Source organism: Micromonospora sp. PTRAS2, from assembly GCF_054052245.1.
Map to the genome: position 1 here is coordinate 1,004,446 of NZ_JBSWBU010000002.1, position 15,565 is coordinate 1,020,010.

A 15,565-nucleotide genomic window follows, 5' to 3' on the forward strand; every position below is an offset into this window, starting at 1 on the left:
CATCCGATGGTGCCCGGTGCGGGCAAGCGTCACACCTACCGGCGGGGCTGTTCCTGGTCGAGCCGGGCGCGCAGCGCGTCGAGCTCGGCCCAGAGGACGCCGGGCAGCTTGTCGCCGAACTTCTCGAACCACTCGGTGATCAGCGGCAGCTCCTCGCGCCACTCGTCCGGGTCGACCTTCAGGGCGATCCGGACGTCCTCCGGGGTCATGTCGAGGCCGTCGACGTCCAGCGCGTCCTGCGCGGGAACCATGCCGATCGGGGTCTCGACGGCGTCGGCGCGGCCCTCGATCCGCTCGATGACCCACTTGAGCACCCGGGAGTTCTCGCCGAAGCCCGGCCAGAGGAAGTTGCCCTCGGCGTCCTTGCGGAACCAGTTGACGTAGTAGACCTTGGGCAGCTTGGCCTCGTCGCCGTCGGTGCCCTTGCCCATCTCGATCCAGTGCCGGAAGTAGTCGCCGGCGTGGTAGCCGATGAACGGCAGCATCGCCATCGGGTCGCGGCGCACCACGCCGACGGCACCGGACGCGGCGGCGGTGGTCTCCGAGGACAGGGTCGCGCCCAGGTAGACGCCGTGCACCCAGTCCCGGGCCTCGGTGACCAGCGGGATGGTGTCCCGCCGCCGGCCGCCGAACAGGATCGCGTCGATCGGCACCCCGTTGGGGTCGTAGTAGTCGTCGGCGAGGATCGGGCACTGCGTGATCGGGGTGCAGAACCGGCTGTTCGCGTGCGAGGACAGGCCCTCGCTCTGCGGCGTCCAGTCGTTGCCCTTCCAGTCGACCAGGTGCGCCGGCGGCTCGCCCATGCCCTCCCACCAGATGTCGCCGTCGTCGGTGAGGGCGACGTTGGTGAAGATGGAGTTGCCCCGGTCGAGGGTGCGCATCGCGTTCGCGTTGGTCTTCCAGTCGGTGCCCGGGGCGACGCCGAACAGGCCGTACTCCGGGTTCACCGCGTAGAGCCGGCCGTCCGGGCCGAAGCGCATCCAGGCGATGTCGTCGCCGATGGTCTCGACCTTCCAGCCGGGGATGGTCGGCTCCAGCATGGCCAGGTTGGTCTTGCCGCAGGCCGACGGGAACGCCCCGGCGACGTGGTAGACCTTCCCCTCCGGGGAAGTGATCTTGAGGATCAGCATGTGCTCGGCGAGCCAGCCCTCGTCCCGGCCCATCACGCTCGCGATCCGCAGCGAGTAGCACTTCTTGCCGAGCAGCGAGTTTCCGCCGTAGCCGGAGCCGTAGGACCAGATCTCCCGGGTCTCCGGGAAGTGCGAGATGTACTTCGTCTCGTTGCACGGCCACGCCACGTCCTGCTGGCCCGGCGCGAGCGGGGCGCCGATCGAGTGCAGGGCGTACACGAAGTCCGCGTCGTCGCCCATCGCCGCCAGGACCTTCGCGCCCATCCGGGTCATGATGCGCATCGAGGCCACCACGTACGGGCTGTCGGTGATCTCGACGCCGAACATGGGGTTCTCGGCCTCGACGGGGCCCATGCAGAACGGGATGACGTACATGGTGCGACCGCGCATGCAGCCGCGGTAGAGCTGCGTCATCGTCCGCTTCATCTCGGCCGGCGCCATCCAGTTGTTGGTGGGGCCGGCGTCCGCCTCGTCCACCGAACAGATGAACGTGCGCTCCTCGACGCGGGCGACGTCGGAGGGGTCGGTGCGGGCGTAGAACGAGTTCGGTTTCTTCTCCGGGTTGAGCCGGATCAGGGTGCCGTTGGCGACGAGTTCGTCGGTGAGGCGACGCCACTCCTCGTCGGACCCGTCCACCCAGACGACCCGGTCGGGAGTGGTCAGTTCCGCTACCTCACGGACCCAGGCGAGCAGTTTGGGGTGGGACGTCGGGGCCTGATCGATCCCCCGAACGGTGGCCGGAGCAACCATGACACATCTCCTTGTGGTCGACGCTGACCGGACTGCGGCATGCACGAGTGGTGACGGCGCGAGGCGTCGCCTTCGTGGAAACCTGGGATTGGCCTCAGCGTAAACCGGGCGACGTCGCGAGTCAGTGGGACTGGTTGTGAAGAACTGCACAAGGTGCGGTCACGCTGCGGCATCGCGATCTGATACCCGCTTTCACGCGCAGTTTCACGCAAATTCTTCCGCGACCTTCGCCGAGGTCCGGGCCCTGCGGGAACCGAAGGGCCGCGCGCGACGGGTGGTGCGGATGAGGGTTGCGGTGACATCGGCGAAGTGCCGACGGAATGCGCGAAGCTGTGCGCGGATGCGCATTCCCGAAACGATCCGCGAATTATCGCCCGGCCGGTTACGCTCCGCTCGGCCCCGGCCCGCCCGGTCACGCCACCGCCCCGCCCGGTCGCTGCTACCCGCCCGCGCAGCGGGCAACCGGTACGCTCAGCGGGTGGCCGCGACGATGACCGGTGACCAACCAGGGTCCCCGCCGACCCGACCCGGCATGGTCCGTGCCCTCATCGACCGCTTCGGTCACCTGATCCGCGAGCTGAGCAAGTTCGCCACCGTCGGCAGCGTCGCGTTCGTCGTCGACATCGCGCTGTTCAACTACCTCGCCAATGCCCGGGGCGTCGAGCAGGTCACCGCGAAGACGATCTCCACGGTGATCGCCGCGAGCGTGGCCTTCGTCGGCAACCGGTTCTGGACGTGGCGGCACCGCCAGCGCTCCAACCCCGCGCGCGAGTACGCGCTGTTCTTCTTCTTCAACGGCGTGGGCATGGGCATCGCGGTGGCCTGCCTCGCCATCAGCCGGTACGGCCTGGGCGCCATCTGGCCCGGGGTCTTCCAGACCGCCCTCGCCGACAACATCGCCAGCTTCGTCGTGGGCACCGGGCTCGGCACGCTGTTCCGGTTCTGGTCGTACCGACGGTTCGTCTTCGCCGAAGCGGGAACCCCGAAGGTCACGGAAGCGGGAACCCGGACGGCCACGGAGGCGGCGACCGACCGGGATCCTCCGGCGTGACCCGCCGCCCATCTCGTCCGGCCGGACCGGCCCGGCCCGCCCACTCGCCTAAGGTGTTGCGCATGCGTCTTGTCCGTCTGCTGCCTGAGCGCTGGCAGAAGTTCATCCACGAGGCGCTCAAATTCGGCGTCGTCGGCGGCATCAACACCGCCATCAATTACGCGGTGTTCAACGCACTGGCACTCACGGTGTTCCGCGACGGCCAACTCAAGGCGACCGTCATCGCCACCATCGTGGCGACGATCACGTCGTATCTGATGAACAGGCACTGGACGTACCGGGATCGCCCGAAATCGGCATTGCGTCGCGAGTACGCCCTTTTCTTCCTGTTCAACGCGACCGGCCTCCTCATCGAACTCGGCGTCCTGGCGGCGGCCAAGTACGGCCTCGGCATGACCAGCCTGCTCGCCCTCAACGTGGCGAAGACCGGCGGCGTGCTGCTGGCCACCCTGTTCCGCTTCTGGTCCTACCGGACGTTCGTCTTCCAGCCCGCCCCCGCCGAACCGGCGGCCGACACCTGGCACACCATCCCCCGCGACGAGTGGGACACGATGGCCGAGCTGGACCCGGTGGCCGAGCTGGCCGAGTCCGTCACCGAGCTGGAGGAGTCCGAGCCGAAGCCGGGCCCCGCCGGGCGGCCGGCAGTCGCCCCCGACGAGCCCGCCACCGCGTACGGGGTCCCGACACCCGCCCAGGGCCGGCCCGCGCCGGCCGACGCGGGGCTCGGCAACGCGGGGCTCGGCAACGCGGGGCTCGGCAACGCGGGGCTCGGCAACGCGCTCGACGGCGAGCTGGCGGCCGAACTCGCCGAGGAGCTGCACGCCGGCACCCGCCGACGCCGGCGCTGAGTGAGGTGGCAGAGGTGACGAGGGTGACCGCAGCTCCCGAACCAGTCGCAACTCCCGGCCCGATCGCAGCTCCCGAGCAGGCCGCGCCCGCCGGGGCCGCAACCGGTCCCGAGCAGGCCGCGGCTCCCAAACCGGCTGCGGCTCCCGGGCAGGCCGTGGCTCCCACACCGGCCGTGGCTCCCGCACCGTCCGCGGCTCCCGGGCAGGCCGTGGTTCCCGCACCGGCCGGGGGGAACGGGGCGGTGGCCCCGAACGAGGGGGCGGGCGCGACGGAGACCGCGGGAGCGAACGAGGCGGCGGGCCCGACGGGCCCGGCGGAGGTGACCGGCCCGGCCCGGTCGGGCACCGGCGCGCCGGCCGAGCTGTTCTTCGAGGACCTGACGCCCGGGCGCACCTTCGACCTCGGCGAGATCCGCGTCGACGGCGCCGAGATGGTCGCCTTCGCCCGCCGGTTCGACCCGCAGTGGTACCACGTCGACGCTGAGCGCGCCGCCGCGAGCCACCACGGCGGGCTGATCGCCAGCGGCTTCTACACGGTCAGCCTCTTCATGCGCGCGTACGTCGACCACGTGCTGGCCCGGGCCGCGGCGGACGCCTCCCCCGGCCTGGAGGAGCTGCGCTGGCTGGCCCCCGTCCGCGCCGGCGACCGCCTGGCGGCCCGCCTCGACGTGATGGGTGCCCGCCCGTCCACCGCCCGCCCCGGGCTCGGCACCGTCAGCCTCAGCGGCACCATGTTCCGCCTCGGCCCCGACGGCCAGCCGGCACAGGAGGTGCTGCGCACCCGCTTCCGCGGCTGGTTCACCCTCCGTCCCGGCTGACCGCCTCCCGCCCTCCGCTCAGCGCGGCGGCGGGCAGAGGGCGGCGGGATCAGGCCGACGGGTCGCGCAGCGGCTTGCCCTCTCGCATGTCCGCGAGGATGTCGCGCATCTCGCCGTCGCCGAGGGAGTGCTTGTCGTGGTGCGCCTCGACCAGCTCGTACAGCTTGGTCTGGACCTTGTCGACGTGCGGGACGTCGGTCAGCACCGACTGCCCCCGCTCGCCGGCCGACTCGATGGTCAGGGTGCCGCAGCCGAGCAGCCGCTCGACGAAACGCTGGCTCATCGCGTGGTCGTTGATCCGGGTGAGCGGGATGTCCCGCCGGTCCCGGGAGAGGACGCCCTCCTGGAGCAGCACCCGCTCGTTGGTAAACAGGTAGTGGGTGCTGCGCCAGACCAGGAACGGCCAGAGCCCGAGCCAGAGCACCAGCAGCACCGCCAGCCCCGCGAGGACGTACAGCGCGATGGTCGCGGCGTCACCGTCCGGGAGCAGGATCCAGCCCGCCACCACCGCCGCGACGGCGAGCACCAGCACCAGGACCGGACGCACCACGGCCTTCCAGTGCGGGTGCAGGTGCAACACGACGTGCTCGTCCTCGGTGAGCACGTCTTCGGGAAACGCCACGCCGAACCTCCTCGCCAGAAACCGGACGAGCTGACCGTAGCGGGTCGACGCCCCCGCGCGGATCACCCGGTGCGGTGGCTTTCACGCGCGCCGCGCCGCGACCGCCTGCGGGCGTGAGAAGGGGACCCTTCTCTACCGTAGGCGTTAACAAGGGGCCCTTCCTTTCACCGCAGATGCAGGACGTCGCCCGCCGCCAGGGTGCGCGGGCCGGCCGGCGTGTCGACCAGCAGCCGGCCGTCGGCGTCCACACCGGTCGCGGTGCCGGTCACCTCCTGCCCGCCGGGCAGCAGCACCCGCACCGACCGGCCGACCGTCGCGCAGGCCGCCACGTACGCCTCGCGCAGCCCGCTGGCCACCGCGTCGCCGCCGGCGCAGCGCCAGCGGTCGTACCAGTCGGCGACGGAGCGCAGCAGGGCGCGCAGCAGCGGATCCCGGTCGGTGGCGGCGGCACCGGCGAGCTGGAGTGAGGTGGCCGGCAGGCCGGTCGGGTTCGCCGGCAGCTCGTCGGCGCGCAGGGTGACGTTGAGGCCGATGCCGAGGACGATCGCCGGGGGCTGCTCCGGTGTCGGGCCGGGCACCGCCTCGGCCAGGATGCCCGCGCACTTCGCGTCGCCGATCAGCAGGTCGTTGGGCCACTTGAGGGCGGCGTCCAGCTCGGCGAGCCGGCCCACCGCCTCGACGAGCGCGACACCGGCGAGCAGCGGCAGCCAGCCGTACCCGGCGGCGGGGACCGCCTTCCAGCCGCGCTCCGCGACGGCCTCGCCGGGCCGCAGCAGCACGCTGGTCGCGATGCCGGCGCGGGCCGGCGACTGCCAGACCCGGTCGCGGCGCCCCCGGCCGGCGGTCTGCCGCTCGGCGACCACCACGAGACCCTCCGGCTCGCCGGACCGGGCGGCGTCGGCCACGTCCGCGTTGGTCGATCCGGTCTCGGCGCGCAGCTCCAGCCGGGCCCACGGGCCGTGCGGGGCGGTCAGCGCGCGGCGCAGCCGGGCCGCCGACAGCGGCGGGCGGTCCAGGTCGGTGTACGGCGAGCCGGGCATCCCGCCAGCCTACGGCCCACCCGTGCGCGGCGGCGGGTGCCGGCCGGCCGACCGGTGGCGGATGCCGGCCGCGTTCGGGTGCGCTGCTGGTCCGGCGCGGTTACTGAGGCGTACTGCACACCGTCGGCCACCTGAACCATCGTTATATTCCGTGGGTGACCAACGAGACCGGGATCAACATCCACAGCACGGCGGGCAAGCTGGCGGACCTGGAGCGACGGGTCGACGAGGCGGTGCACGCCGGGTCGGCGCGCGCGGTCGAAAAGCAGCACGCCCGGGGCAAGAAGACGGCGCGGGAGCGGATCGAGCTGCTGCTCGACGAGGGGTCCTTCGTCGAGCTGGACGAGTTCGCCCGGCACCGGTCCACCAACTTCGGCCTGGAGCGCACCCGCCCGTACGGCGACGGGGTGATCACCGGCTACGGCACGGTCGACGGCCGGCAGGTGTGCGTCTTCGCGCAGGACTTCACGGTCTTCGGCGGCTCCCTCGGCGAGGTGTTCGGCTCCAAGATCGTCAAGGTGATGGACCTCGCCATGAAGATCGGCTGCCCGGTGATCGGCATCAACGACTCCGGCGGGGCCCGCATCCAGGAGGGCGTGGCGTCCCTCGGGCTCTACGGCGAGATCTTCTTCCGCAACGTGCGGGCCAGCGGCGTCATCCCGCAGATCTCCCTGATCATGGGCCCCTGCGCGGGCGGCGCGGTCTACTCCCCGGCGGTCACCGACTTCACCGTGATGGTCGACCAGACCTCGCACATGTTCATCACCGGCCCCGACGTGATCAAGACGGTCACCGGCGAGGACGTGGGCATGGAGGAGCTGGGCGGCGCGCGGACGCACAACGCGCGCAGCGGCAACGCGCACTACCTCGGCGCGGACGAGGACGACGCGATCGACTACGTCAAGGCGCTGCTGTCGTACCTGCCGTCGAACAACCTGGACGAGCCGCCGATCCTCGACGCCCCGGCCGACCTGGCGGTCAGCGACGCCGACCGGGAGCTGGACACGCTGATCCCCGACTCGGCCAACCAGCCGTACGACATGCACCGGGTCATCGAGCACGTCCTCGACGACGGCGAGTTCCTGGAGGTCCAGCCGCTGTACGCGCAGAACCTCGTGGTCGGCTTCGGCCGCGTCGAGGGCCGCCCGGTCGGCGTGGTGGCCAACCAGCCGATGCACTTCGCCGGCACCCTCGACATCGCCGCGTCGGAGAAGGCGGCCCGGTTCGTGCGCACCTGCGACGCGTTCAACGTCCCCGTGCTGACCTTCGTGGACGTCCCCGGGTTCCTGCCCGGCACCGGCCAGGAGTGGGACGGCATCATCCGCCGGGGCGCGAAGCTCATCTACGCGTACGCCGAGGCGACCGTCCCGAAGGTCACCGTGATCACCCGCAAGGCGTACGGCGGGGCGTACGACGTGATGGGCTCCAAGCACCTCGGCGCGGACCTGAACTTCGCCTGGCCCACCGCGCAGATCGCGGTCATGGGCGCGCAGGGCGCGGTGAACATCCTGTACCGGCAGGAGCTGGCCGCCGCCGAGGACCCGGCCGCCGTGCGCGCCGAGAAGATCGCCGAGTACGAGGACACCCTCGCCAACCCGTACATCGCCGCCGAGCGCGGGTACGTCGACTCGGTGATCGCGCCGCACGAGACGCGTACCCAGATCGTCCGGGCGCTGCGGGTGCTGCGCACAAAGCGCGAGACGCTCCCGCCGAAGAAGCACGGCAACATCCCGCTCTAGGTGCAAGGAAGGGCCCCCTGTTAACGCATTCTGCATAGCAGGGGCCCCTTCCAAACGCCCCGGCACCCGCGGGCCGCGCCACCGCGGGCCAGCGGCGACGGGGGCGGCGGACGTCAGCAGGCCGGGTTGGCGGCGAGGCACATCCGGCGGGCCGCCGCGCGGCCCAGTTCGAGCAGCTCCGTGTCGCCCGTCCGGCGGTCGGCCGCCGGCAGGTCGAAGCCGAGCCCGCTCGCCGGCACGATCACGGTGACCAGGTCACCGACCCTGACCAGCAGCAGGGTCTCCGTCGACGGCTGCAGATCGAGCGGCTTCCCCGTCGCCACGTCCACGGGTGTCGACGAGGTGCGCTGCAGCACGACGGCCTGGTCGCCGGCGAAGTTGCCCGCGGCGGCCCGCCAGGTGTGCGTCACCGAGACCGTGACCGGCCCGCCGACCCACTGCATCGGCCGCGACTCGTGCCAGGTGTCGCAGGCCGCCATCGTCGCGGCCAGGTCGACGAACAGCCGGGAGGCGGCCCTCGGGGGAAGGCGGTAGACGTCCTGGGTGAGGACCCAGAGGCCGCCCGGCTGGTCCTTGTCGGGCGCGGCCCTCTGGAGCAGGGTCTGCGACCGGGAGTACCGGGACACGGGCGGCTCCGCCGCCAGCCCCCTTTCCCCGGCGCACGACTGGAGCAGCGGGTCGATCCGGATCGGCTCCTGGAGCCCCGAGTCGCCCAGCCGCACGTTGCTCGGCACGCCCACCTCGGTCGGGTCCAGCAGGGCCTCCTGCGGGATCTCGGCCCGGCCGGCCGGCTCCGCGCCGTTCGAGGAGAGCCGCTGGCCCGCCGGTGGCGCGAGGTGCCCGGCCCGGCCGCCGGCCGCCACGGCGAATCCCGAGAGCACGGCCAGCACGGCGGTCGCCGCCGCCAACGCCGTACGCCGGCTGCGGCGGCGGGCCCGGGCGCGGATCTCCGCCGGTTCGAGCCAGCGTACGTCCCGCAGGTCCCGCCGCATCCGTTCGGCGAACGTCAGGTCGGTCAGCTGGTCCACGTCGTGGTCGTCACGCATCGGCGGCCTCCTCCAGGTCAGAGACGGCGAGCAGCCCGGCGAGCGCGGTGCGCCCCCGGGAGAGTCGGGCCTTCACGGTGCCGACCGGGGCGGCGGTCTCCCGCGCCACCTCGGTGACGGGCATGCCGAGCAGGTAGTACAGGGCGAGGGCGGTGCGCTGCTCCTCGGGGAGCTGACGCAGCGCGGCCACCACCGCGACGGTGTCGGTGCTCGGCGCGGGCGTGCTGTCGTCGGCGCCGTGCCGCAGGTACGCCCGCGCGCGGCTGCGCAGGCTGCGCCACCGGCTGACCGCGATGCGGGAGGCGACGACCCGCACCCAGGCCTCCGGGTCGTCGTAGCCGGCCACCGTGGACCAGCGTTGCCACGCCCGGATGTACGCCTCCTGCACGGCATCCTGCGCCTCGGCGAGGTTGCCGGTGAGCGCGTAGACGAAGCCGAGCAGCCGTTGCCGGCTGCCCCGGTAGAACTCGTCGAACCCGTCGACTTCCGCCATACGTCTTCTCCCCCGCGTCCGATCGCAGAGGACACGCGCGGGACGGGTCGGTCGGTTGCCTGATCGCGCCGCCGGTTCGGGGCGGCACACCTGCCCGGTCGGCCCGCCCGTTCCCGGTGGTGCGCCTCCCCGGGCGGGTCTGGCCGTCAGACGGTCAGGCGGCAGGCATTCAGACCGTCAGGCCGGCGTCGGTGAGGATCGGGCCGGCCAGCAGCGCCGCGCCGACGACCAGGGCCAACAGGTTCACCAGCGCGAACAGCGCGACCCAGAACAGCGGCGGGAACGGGGTGAGCCGGGCCAGCTGGTCGGCGTCGGACTCCGGCATGCGGCCCCGGGAGCGCAGCCGCTGGAGCTCGACGACGGGCCGTACGCCGCCGAGGAGCAGGAACCACACCGACGTCCAGGCGAAGGCGGCCTGGACGTCCGGCGAGGCGTACCAGGAGACGGCGAGCACCACCCCGCCGGTGGCCAGCAGCGACACCGCGCCGAAGGCGTTGCGGACCATGACCAGCATCGCCAGCAGCAGCGCCACGGCGATCCAGAGCAGCAGGGTGATCCGGTTACCGCCGAGCAGCCAGGCGCCGGCGAGGCCGACCAGGGACGGCGCGACGTAGCCGGCGAGCAGGGTGAGGATCATGCCGGGGCCGGTGGGGCGGCCGGCGGAGAGGGTGAGCCCGGAGGTGTCCGAGTGCAGTCGGATGCCGTGCAGCCGGCGGCCGGTGAGCAGGGCGGCGAGGGCGTGTCCGCCCTCGTGGGCGATGGTGACGGCGTTGCGGGCGATCCGCCAGGGCAGCCGGGTGGAGAGCACCGCCAGCGCCACCGCGGCGGTGACGACGACGAGCAGCGGCGGCGGGTCGGGCTGCGCGGAGAACAGCTTGTCCCAGAGCGTGCCCAGCTCGTCGATCGCCACCATGGGGCGCGAGCCTACCGGCCCCGGCCGGGCTGAGGTCGTACCGCGTCGAGGATGAAAGTTTCCTTTGAACATCTTGTGATCTAGGGCAACTAGCTCCAAAGATGGATGTCAATCGAATGGCGTCCCTCTGGAGGAACCCATGATCCGTACCGGATTCACGCTGCGCCGACTGATCGCGGCGGGGATCACCGCCGTAGCGGCAGCGGCCACCGCCCTCGTCGCCACGACGGGCCCGGCGGCCGCCGCCACCACCGCCGGCGTCGACGTCTCCCACTACCAGGGGTCGATCAACTGGACGAGCGTCCGCAACGCGGGCATCGAGTTCGCGTTCATCAAGGCCACCGAGGGCACGAGCTACAAGGATCCGAACTTCAACGCCAACTACGTCAACTCCTACAACGCCGGGGTGATCCGCGGGGCGTACCACTTCGCCCGGCCGAACATCTCCTCCGGCGCCACCCAGGCCAACTACCTGGCCAGCAACGGCGGCGCGTGGTCGGCGGACAGCCGCACCCTGCCGGCCGCGCTGGACGTCGAGGCCAACCCGTACAGCGGTGGCACCTGCTACGGCCTCAGCACGTCCGGGATGCGCAGCTGGATCCAGGACTTCCTGAACACGTACCGGTCCCGCACCGGCCGGTACGCGGTCATCTACACCACCACGAGCTGGTGGAACCAGTGCACCGGCAGCTGGACCGGGCCGTGGGCGAACCACCCGCTGTGGCTCGCCCGCTGGTCGAGCACCCCCGGCACCCTGCCGGCCGGCGCGCCGGTCTGGAGCTTCTGGCAGTACACGGCGTCCGGCAGCGTCTCCGGCATCAGCGGCAACGTCGACCGCAACTACTGGAACGGCGACCGCAGCCGGCTCATCGCCCTGGCCAACAACACCTGATCCGCGCCTGATCCGCACGCCTGACCGGCACGTCCGTGGCGGTGGTCGGCGGCAGCGGGATCGACTGCGACCGTACGGTCGACGGTCGCTCCGGCTGCCGCCGGCTCGTCACTGCCCGGCACTCGTCAGCCGGCACTCCCCTACCAGGCCCGGGTGACGGTGCGCGCCGGCAGCGCGTCCTCCCGCGCCACGGTGGCCCGGCGCGTCAGGCGCCAGGTGGCCACCCCGGCGACGGTGACCGCCACGACGCCGAACATCGCGAACAGCACCGGAAGCCCCGCACTGACCAGCAGCAGCACCACGTCACCGAGCGCGACGAGCATCCACAGTGCCAGCCGGGGCCGCGCGTCCCTGCGTCGGTATCCCATGTCGCACCTCCTTGCGTCGTCCGGGATCAGATACCCCGTTCGACGCAAGGTCATGCGAGCCGCTTTCACGGCGGTGGGAATCGCCTGCTCAGCGGGCCGGGTCGCGGGTCGCGGGTCGCGAACCGGCTCCGGCCGGGCGCTCAGTCCTTCCGGCCGGGCGCTCAGTCGACCCGGTCCGGCTCGAAGCCCTTGGCGATCCGGTCGAAGTCGGCCAGCCGCGCCTGCCAGTCCTTGTTCGCCACCTCCCACCGGAAGGCGTACCCCCGGTTTTTGGCGGTGACGAAGCCCCGGTTGCGGACGTGGATCCGGGTGTTGTCCCGGGTCTCCAGCCACTCCCAGTCCGCACACGTCTTGTAGTAGTCGCAGCGCTCGATGCTGAGATACTGGTAGTTGTTGACGCGGCTCTTCCGGGCCGGTTCCTGCTCTCTCCAGTCGGCGACGGCGTCGGGCTGCGGGGTGTTCGTCCACTGCACCAGCAGCTCGCCCACCCCGTCGCGCTCGTCGAACACGATCGTGTTCTGCCCGACGTTGCGCCGCACCCAACCCTTCGGCAGGGGCAGCGAGAAGCCCGCCGGGTCCTTGTGCAGGACCCAACCCTCGGGCAGAGCATTCGGGTCGACCGACGGGGTCGCCGACGGCGTCGGGCTGGGCGGTGCGGCGCTGCTGGTGGCCGGCGCGGGCGAGGACGGCGCGGCGGCCGACGGCGTCGCCGAGGACAGGCCCGCCTGCGGGTCGCCGGGCCCCGGGTCGTCGTCGCCCCGGCCGAGCAGCGGCACCGCCACCAGCAGGCCGAGCAGCAGCACCGCGACGAGCACGCCGACCAGCAGGCTGCGGCGGCTGCGCTCGGGCTTCGTACCCGAAACGACCGCGGCCCGGCCCGTCGACGAGGGTGCCGGGCCGGCGGCCGCCGGCAGCACCGACGTCGGCGTGGCCCGCTCGCGGGCCCGGTCGGCCCACTCGCGCGGCGGCCCGGCCTTCCCGCTCGACGGACCGGTCTTCTCGCTGGACGGTCCCGCGTCCTCCTGCGGCCGGTCGGCCTGGTCGCGCGACCGGTCGGTCTGGTCCCCGGAGGCGTCGGCCTGGTCCCCGGCGGGCTCGGCCCGCTCGACAGGCGGCGCGGGCGGCGACACCGGCACGGCGGGGCCCGGGTCGACCCGGGTGTCGTCGACCTGCCCGGCCGGGGCGGCGTCGACCCCGTCGACCGCGCCCCCGGTGCCCGTGACCTCGCCGGAACCGGCCTCGTCGGCCTCCTCCGCCGGTGACTCCTCGCCCCCGTCGACCCGCGCCCCCGCGACCCGGTCGGCGCCGGTCGCGGCGACCGGACCGGGAAGCTTCGCCGTGGGGTCGGCCGCCCGCGCGCCGGTGTCCGCGACCTTCGCCGTCGGCGCGGCGTCCGTGCCCGACGCCGGAGGGTCGACCTTCGCCGTCGGCGCGGCGTCCACCCCCGGCGAGGGGACCTTCGCGGTCGGCGCGGCGTCCGTGCTCGGCGGGGAGACCTTCGCGGTCGCGTCGTCACCGGCCGCGCCGGTCACCGCCGCGCCGCCGACGACGAGGCCGCCCCGAGGAGTACGCGGCGCGGGCGGCACGGCCGGCCGGCTCGTGCGCTGCTCGGCCGGGCGCGGCGCGGGCACCACCGGCGGTCGCGGCTCGCGCGGCCCGTTGGGCCCCGGCCGGCGTACGCCGTCGAGCAGCGAAATCGTCTTGGAGCGCCGCCCGGCGGCCTTCCGCAGCAGCCGCTCGGCCACGTCGGCGTCGATCCGCTCGGCCGGATCCTTGCGGAGCAGCCCGTTCAGCACCGGCTTCAGCGGGCCGGCGTTCCTCGGCGGCGGCATCGGCTCGGTGGCCAGCGCCGCCAGGGTGGCGATCGCCGACGGCCGGGCGTACGGCGACTTGCCCTCCACCGCCGCGTAGAGCGTCGCGCCCAGCGACCACAGGTCGGCCTCCGGCCCCGCCGTGCCGTCGCGCGCCCGCTCCGGCGCGATGTACGCCGGGGAACCCAGCACCATGCCGGTGCGCGTCACGTTCGGGTCGCCCGGGATCGTCGCCAGGCCGAAGTCGGTCAGCACCACCCGGCCGTCCGTGCCGATCAGCACGTTGCCCGGCTTGACGTCCCGGTGCATCACGCCGGCCTTGTGCGCCGCCTTCAGCGCGCCCAGCACCCCCAGGCCGATCTCGACCGCCTTCGCCGACGTCACCGGCCCGTCCTCGGCGATGGTGTCCTGAAGGGACTTCGACGCCACGTACTCCATGACGATCCACGGATCGCCGTCGGTGCGCAGCACGTCGAAGATGCGGACCACGTTGACGTGGTTGAGCCGCGCGATCGCGCGGGCCTCCCGCAGCGAGCGCTCCCGCATCTCGCGGCGCTCCTCCGGGGTGAGGCTGGGCGGCGGGACCAGTTCCTTGATCGCCACGTCCCGGTGCAGCACCTCGTCGCGCGCCTTCCACACCCGACCCATGCCGCCCTGGCCGAGCGGCGAAAGGAGCCGGTACCGGTCGGCGACGAGTTGGGGAAGCGCGTTCGACATCGGTGGAGACGGTACCCGGCGACGGCCCGCCGCACACCGCCGGCACGCCACTGTGCGACGAAGGTCAAGTTCGCGACGCGTACGCTGGAGGGCATGTCTGCCGATGAGCCGCTGTTCCGGGTGACCCGGGGCGTGCCGACCGCCGAGGAACTGGCCGCGCTGGTCGGCGTCATCGTCGCCCGGACCCGCCCCACCGCCGCCCCCGAACCGGCCACACCGTCGGCCTGGGCACGCAGCGGCCGCCCCCTCGGCACGGCGCTCGCCGCCGGCCCGGGAGCCTGGCGCGCCTCCGGCCTGCCCCGCTGATCCTCCGGCCGCCGTCCGGCACGCCCCGCTGCCGTCGGGGGCTCCCGGAGGTCGGCGACACCCGTTAGCCTCACTCAGGGAAACGGTGTCGTGACGGGTCGGGAGGGCCGATGATCCCCGAGGAGGACCGCCCAGCGCCCTGGTTGAGCGGCTACGGCAGCATCGAGGCCGACATCCGCCAGATGCGCGAGTTCGCCGACAAGCTCCAGGCAGAGGTCGAGCGAAACTACGCTCCGCACCTGTCGTACATCGCGGACGACATGAAGGCGCAGATCCCCAACCCCGCCGACGCCTTCGTCGAGCTGGTGCAGTTCCTCAAGGCACACAACGAGACCCAGCAGGCCACCGCCACGATGGTCTGGTCCGTCGGTGGGGCCACCGGCCACCTGGCCGCCGCAGCCGGCCGGATCGCCACGCAGTACGCCGACTCCGACGCCTTCTCGGCCGCCCGCGTCTCCGACGTGGAACGGGCCCTCGCCAACCCCGGCGGGGCCGGGCAGGGGCGGCCCAGGCCAGCCCTGCCCGATCCGACCGGCCCGGACAGCGGGCCGGGGCGGGCGGTGCTGCCATGATCGAGCGGGGCAGCGGCCGGACGTCCGGCCTCACCGACTGGCGGTTGATGGACCTGCTGAGCATGTGGGCCTGCATCCAGGACCACGACACCGCCGGGCACTGGAAGCAGGTCGCCGGCTGGCGCAAGGTCTGCGACCTCGCCCAGGCACACCTGGGCCGGCTCAAGGAATACCGGCGCGGCCTCGCCGAGGCGTGGCCCCCGGCGACCAACGCCGCCGCCCGGGCGTACCTCGGCGAACTGGACGACCTGATCGACAAGGTGCAGCGCACCCACGACGCGGCAGCCGCGAACTACGACGCCCTCGCCGCCGCCACCCGAGCGATCAGCAGCGCCCGCGCCGAACTGAAGCCCCTGCACGACGAGTACGTGGAGAAGCTCCAACAGAAGCGGACGTACGAGGCGACCGCCGCCGATCCGAAGGCGGCGATGGGCGCCCGGGTGCCGGAC

At 72.9% G+C, this 15,565-nt stretch carries 15 protein-coding genes; 7 read left to right on the forward strand and 8 right to left on the reverse strand.

Annotation, left to right across the window (positions count from 1 at the left end; all coding sequences use genetic code 11):
* Positions 1 to 35 precede the first annotated feature (35 nt).
* Positions 36 to 1,880, reverse strand: coding sequence for a phosphoenolpyruvate carboxykinase (GTP) (locus ACVMYR_RS10310; protein WP_077936138.1), 1,845 nt, complete (start codon positions 1,878 to 1,880; stop codon positions 36 to 38).
* Positions 1,881 to 2,316: 436 nt separating this feature from the next.
* Between ACVMYR_RS10310 and ACVMYR_RS10315 the strand changes: the two genes are divergently transcribed.
* From ACVMYR_RS10315 to ACVMYR_RS10325, 3 genes are all read left to right on the forward strand, one after another.
* A complete protein-coding gene (locus tag ACVMYR_RS10315; RefSeq protein WP_396789948.1) occupies positions 2,317 to 2,931 on the forward strand; it encodes a GtrA family protein in 615 nt (204 codons plus the stop codon).
* Between the two features lie 62 nt (positions 2,932 to 2,993).
* Positions 2,994 to 3,779, forward strand: a complete 786-nt coding sequence (locus ACVMYR_RS10320) for a GtrA family protein (protein WP_457121678.1) — start codon at positions 2,994 to 2,996, stop codon at positions 3,777 to 3,779.
* Positions 3,780 to 4,021: 242 nt separating this feature from the next.
* Positions 4,022 to 4,597: a MaoC/PaaZ C-terminal domain-containing protein gene (locus ACVMYR_RS10325; RefSeq protein ID WP_198956449.1), complete on the forward strand. Its 576-nt coding sequence runs from the start codon at positions 4,022 to 4,024 to the stop codon at positions 4,595 to 4,597.
* Positions 4,598 to 4,646: 49 nt separating this feature from the next.
* Here the strand turns inward: ACVMYR_RS10325 and ACVMYR_RS10330 are convergent, their stop codons facing one another.
* Complete coding sequence (locus ACVMYR_RS10330) at positions 4,647 to 5,219, reverse strand: PH domain-containing protein (protein WP_091279139.1); 573 nt, start codon at positions 5,217 to 5,219, stop codon at positions 4,647 to 4,649.
* Between the two features lie 164 nt (positions 5,220 to 5,383).
* Complete coding sequence (locus ACVMYR_RS10335; protein ID WP_457121679.1) at positions 5,384 to 6,259, reverse strand: biotin--[acetyl-CoA-carboxylase] ligase; 876 nt, start codon at positions 6,257 to 6,259, stop codon at positions 5,384 to 5,386.
* 155 nt (positions 6,260 to 6,414) lie between these two features.
* Between ACVMYR_RS10335 and ACVMYR_RS10340 the strand changes: the two genes are divergently transcribed.
* Positions 6,415 to 7,998 carry an acyl-CoA carboxylase subunit beta gene (locus tag ACVMYR_RS10340; RefSeq protein WP_077936134.1) on the forward strand — a complete coding sequence of 528 codons (1,584 nt, stop codon included), beginning with the start codon at positions 6,415 to 6,417 and terminating at the stop codon, positions 7,996 to 7,998.
* A gap of 113 nt (positions 7,999 to 8,111) precedes the next feature.
* Here the strand turns inward: ACVMYR_RS10340 and ACVMYR_RS10345 are convergent, their stop codons facing one another.
* From ACVMYR_RS10345 to ACVMYR_RS10355, 3 genes are all read right to left on the reverse strand, one after another.
* The gene (locus tag ACVMYR_RS10345) at positions 8,112 to 9,044 is read right to left on the reverse strand and encodes a hypothetical protein (protein ID WP_457121680.1); all 933 of its coding nucleotides are present in this window, start codon (positions 9,042 to 9,044) and stop codon (positions 8,112 to 8,114) included.
* Positions 9,037 to 9,537, reverse strand: coding sequence for a SigE family RNA polymerase sigma factor (locus ACVMYR_RS10350; RefSeq protein ID WP_077936132.1), 501 nt, complete (start codon positions 9,535 to 9,537; stop codon positions 9,037 to 9,039). Before ACVMYR_RS10350 ends, ACVMYR_RS10345 begins: the two co-directional genes overlap by 8 nt.
* Positions 9,538 to 9,706: 169 nt before the next feature.
* Positions 9,707 to 10,450, reverse strand: coding sequence for a M50 family metallopeptidase (locus tag ACVMYR_RS10355; protein ID WP_457121681.1), 744 nt, complete (start codon positions 10,448 to 10,450; stop codon positions 9,707 to 9,709).
* Positions 10,451 to 10,589: 139 nt separating this feature from the next.
* Between ACVMYR_RS10355 and ACVMYR_RS10360 the strand changes: the two genes are divergently transcribed.
* Positions 10,590 to 11,342, forward strand: coding sequence for a GH25 family lysozyme (locus ACVMYR_RS10360; protein ID WP_043961879.1), 753 nt, complete (start codon positions 10,590 to 10,592; stop codon positions 11,340 to 11,342).
* Positions 11,343 to 11,482: 140 nt separating this feature from the next.
* Here the strand turns inward: ACVMYR_RS10360 and ACVMYR_RS10365 are convergent, their stop codons facing one another.
* Positions 11,483 to 11,710, reverse strand: a complete 228-nt coding sequence (locus ACVMYR_RS10365; protein ID WP_457121682.1) for a hypothetical protein — start codon at positions 11,708 to 11,710, stop codon at positions 11,483 to 11,485.
* 161 nt (positions 11,711 to 11,871) lie between these two features.
* Positions 11,872 to 14,238 (reverse strand): protein kinase domain-containing protein, encoded by a 2,367-nt coding sequence (locus ACVMYR_RS10370; protein WP_457121683.1) that lies wholly within the window; start codon positions 14,236 to 14,238, stop codon positions 11,872 to 11,874.
* A gap of 93 nt (positions 14,239 to 14,331) precedes the next feature.
* Between ACVMYR_RS10370 and ACVMYR_RS10375 the strand changes: the two genes are divergently transcribed.
* Both ACVMYR_RS10375 and ACVMYR_RS10380 read left to right on the forward strand, forming a co-directional pair.
* The gene (locus ACVMYR_RS10375) at positions 14,332 to 14,544 is read left to right on the forward strand and encodes an acyl-CoA carboxylase subunit epsilon (RefSeq protein WP_457121684.1); all 213 of its coding nucleotides are present in this window, start codon (positions 14,332 to 14,334) and stop codon (positions 14,542 to 14,544) included.
* A 110-nt stretch (positions 14,545 to 14,654) separates the two neighbouring features.
* Positions 14,655 to 15,116, forward strand: a complete 462-nt coding sequence (locus ACVMYR_RS10380) for a hypothetical protein (RefSeq protein WP_043961875.1) — start codon at positions 14,655 to 14,657, stop codon at positions 15,114 to 15,116.
* Positions 15,117 to 15,565: the final 449 nt, after the last annotated feature.

Excerpts from the sequence above, each read along its gene's own strand:
- ACVMYR_RS10345 (WP_457121680.1), bottom strand. The coding sequence starts at position 9,044 with ATGCGTGACGACCACGACGTGGACCAGCTGACCGACCTGACGTTCGCC.
- ACVMYR_RS10365 (WP_457121682.1), bottom strand. The coding sequence starts at position 11,710 with ATGGGATACCGACGCAGGGACGCGCGGCCCCGGCTGGCACTGTGGATG.
- ACVMYR_RS10380 (WP_043961875.1), top strand. The coding sequence starts at position 14,655 with ATGATCCCCGAGGAGGACCGCCCAGCGCCCTGGTTGAGCGGCTACGGC.
- ACVMYR_RS10320 (WP_457121678.1), top strand. The coding sequence starts at position 2,994 with ATGCGTCTTGTCCGTCTGCTGCCTGAGCGCTGGCAGAAGTTCATCCAC.
- ACVMYR_RS10370 (WP_457121683.1), bottom strand. The coding sequence starts at position 14,238 with ATGTCGAACGCGCTTCCCCAACTCGTCGCCGACCGGTACCGGCTCCTT.
- ACVMYR_RS10350 (WP_077936132.1), bottom strand. The coding sequence starts at position 9,537 with ATGGCGGAAGTCGACGGGTTCGACGAGTTCTACCGGGGCAGCCGGCAA.
- ACVMYR_RS10335 (WP_457121679.1), bottom strand. The coding sequence starts at position 6,259 with ATGCCCGGCTCGCCGTACACCGACCTGGACCGCCCGCCGCTGTCGGCG.
- ACVMYR_RS10310 (WP_077936138.1), bottom strand. The coding sequence starts at position 1,880 with ATGGTTGCTCCGGCCACCGTTCGGGGGATCGATCAGGCCCCGACGTCC.
- ACVMYR_RS10375 (WP_457121684.1), top strand. The coding sequence starts at position 14,332 with ATGTCTGCCGATGAGCCGCTGTTCCGGGTGACCCGGGGCGTGCCGACC.
- ACVMYR_RS10360 (WP_043961879.1), top strand. The coding sequence starts at position 10,590 with ATGATCCGTACCGGATTCACGCTGCGCCGACTGATCGCGGCGGGGATC.
- ACVMYR_RS10355 (WP_457121681.1), bottom strand. The coding sequence starts at position 10,450 with ATGGTGGCGATCGACGAGCTGGGCACGCTCTGGGACAAGCTGTTCTCC.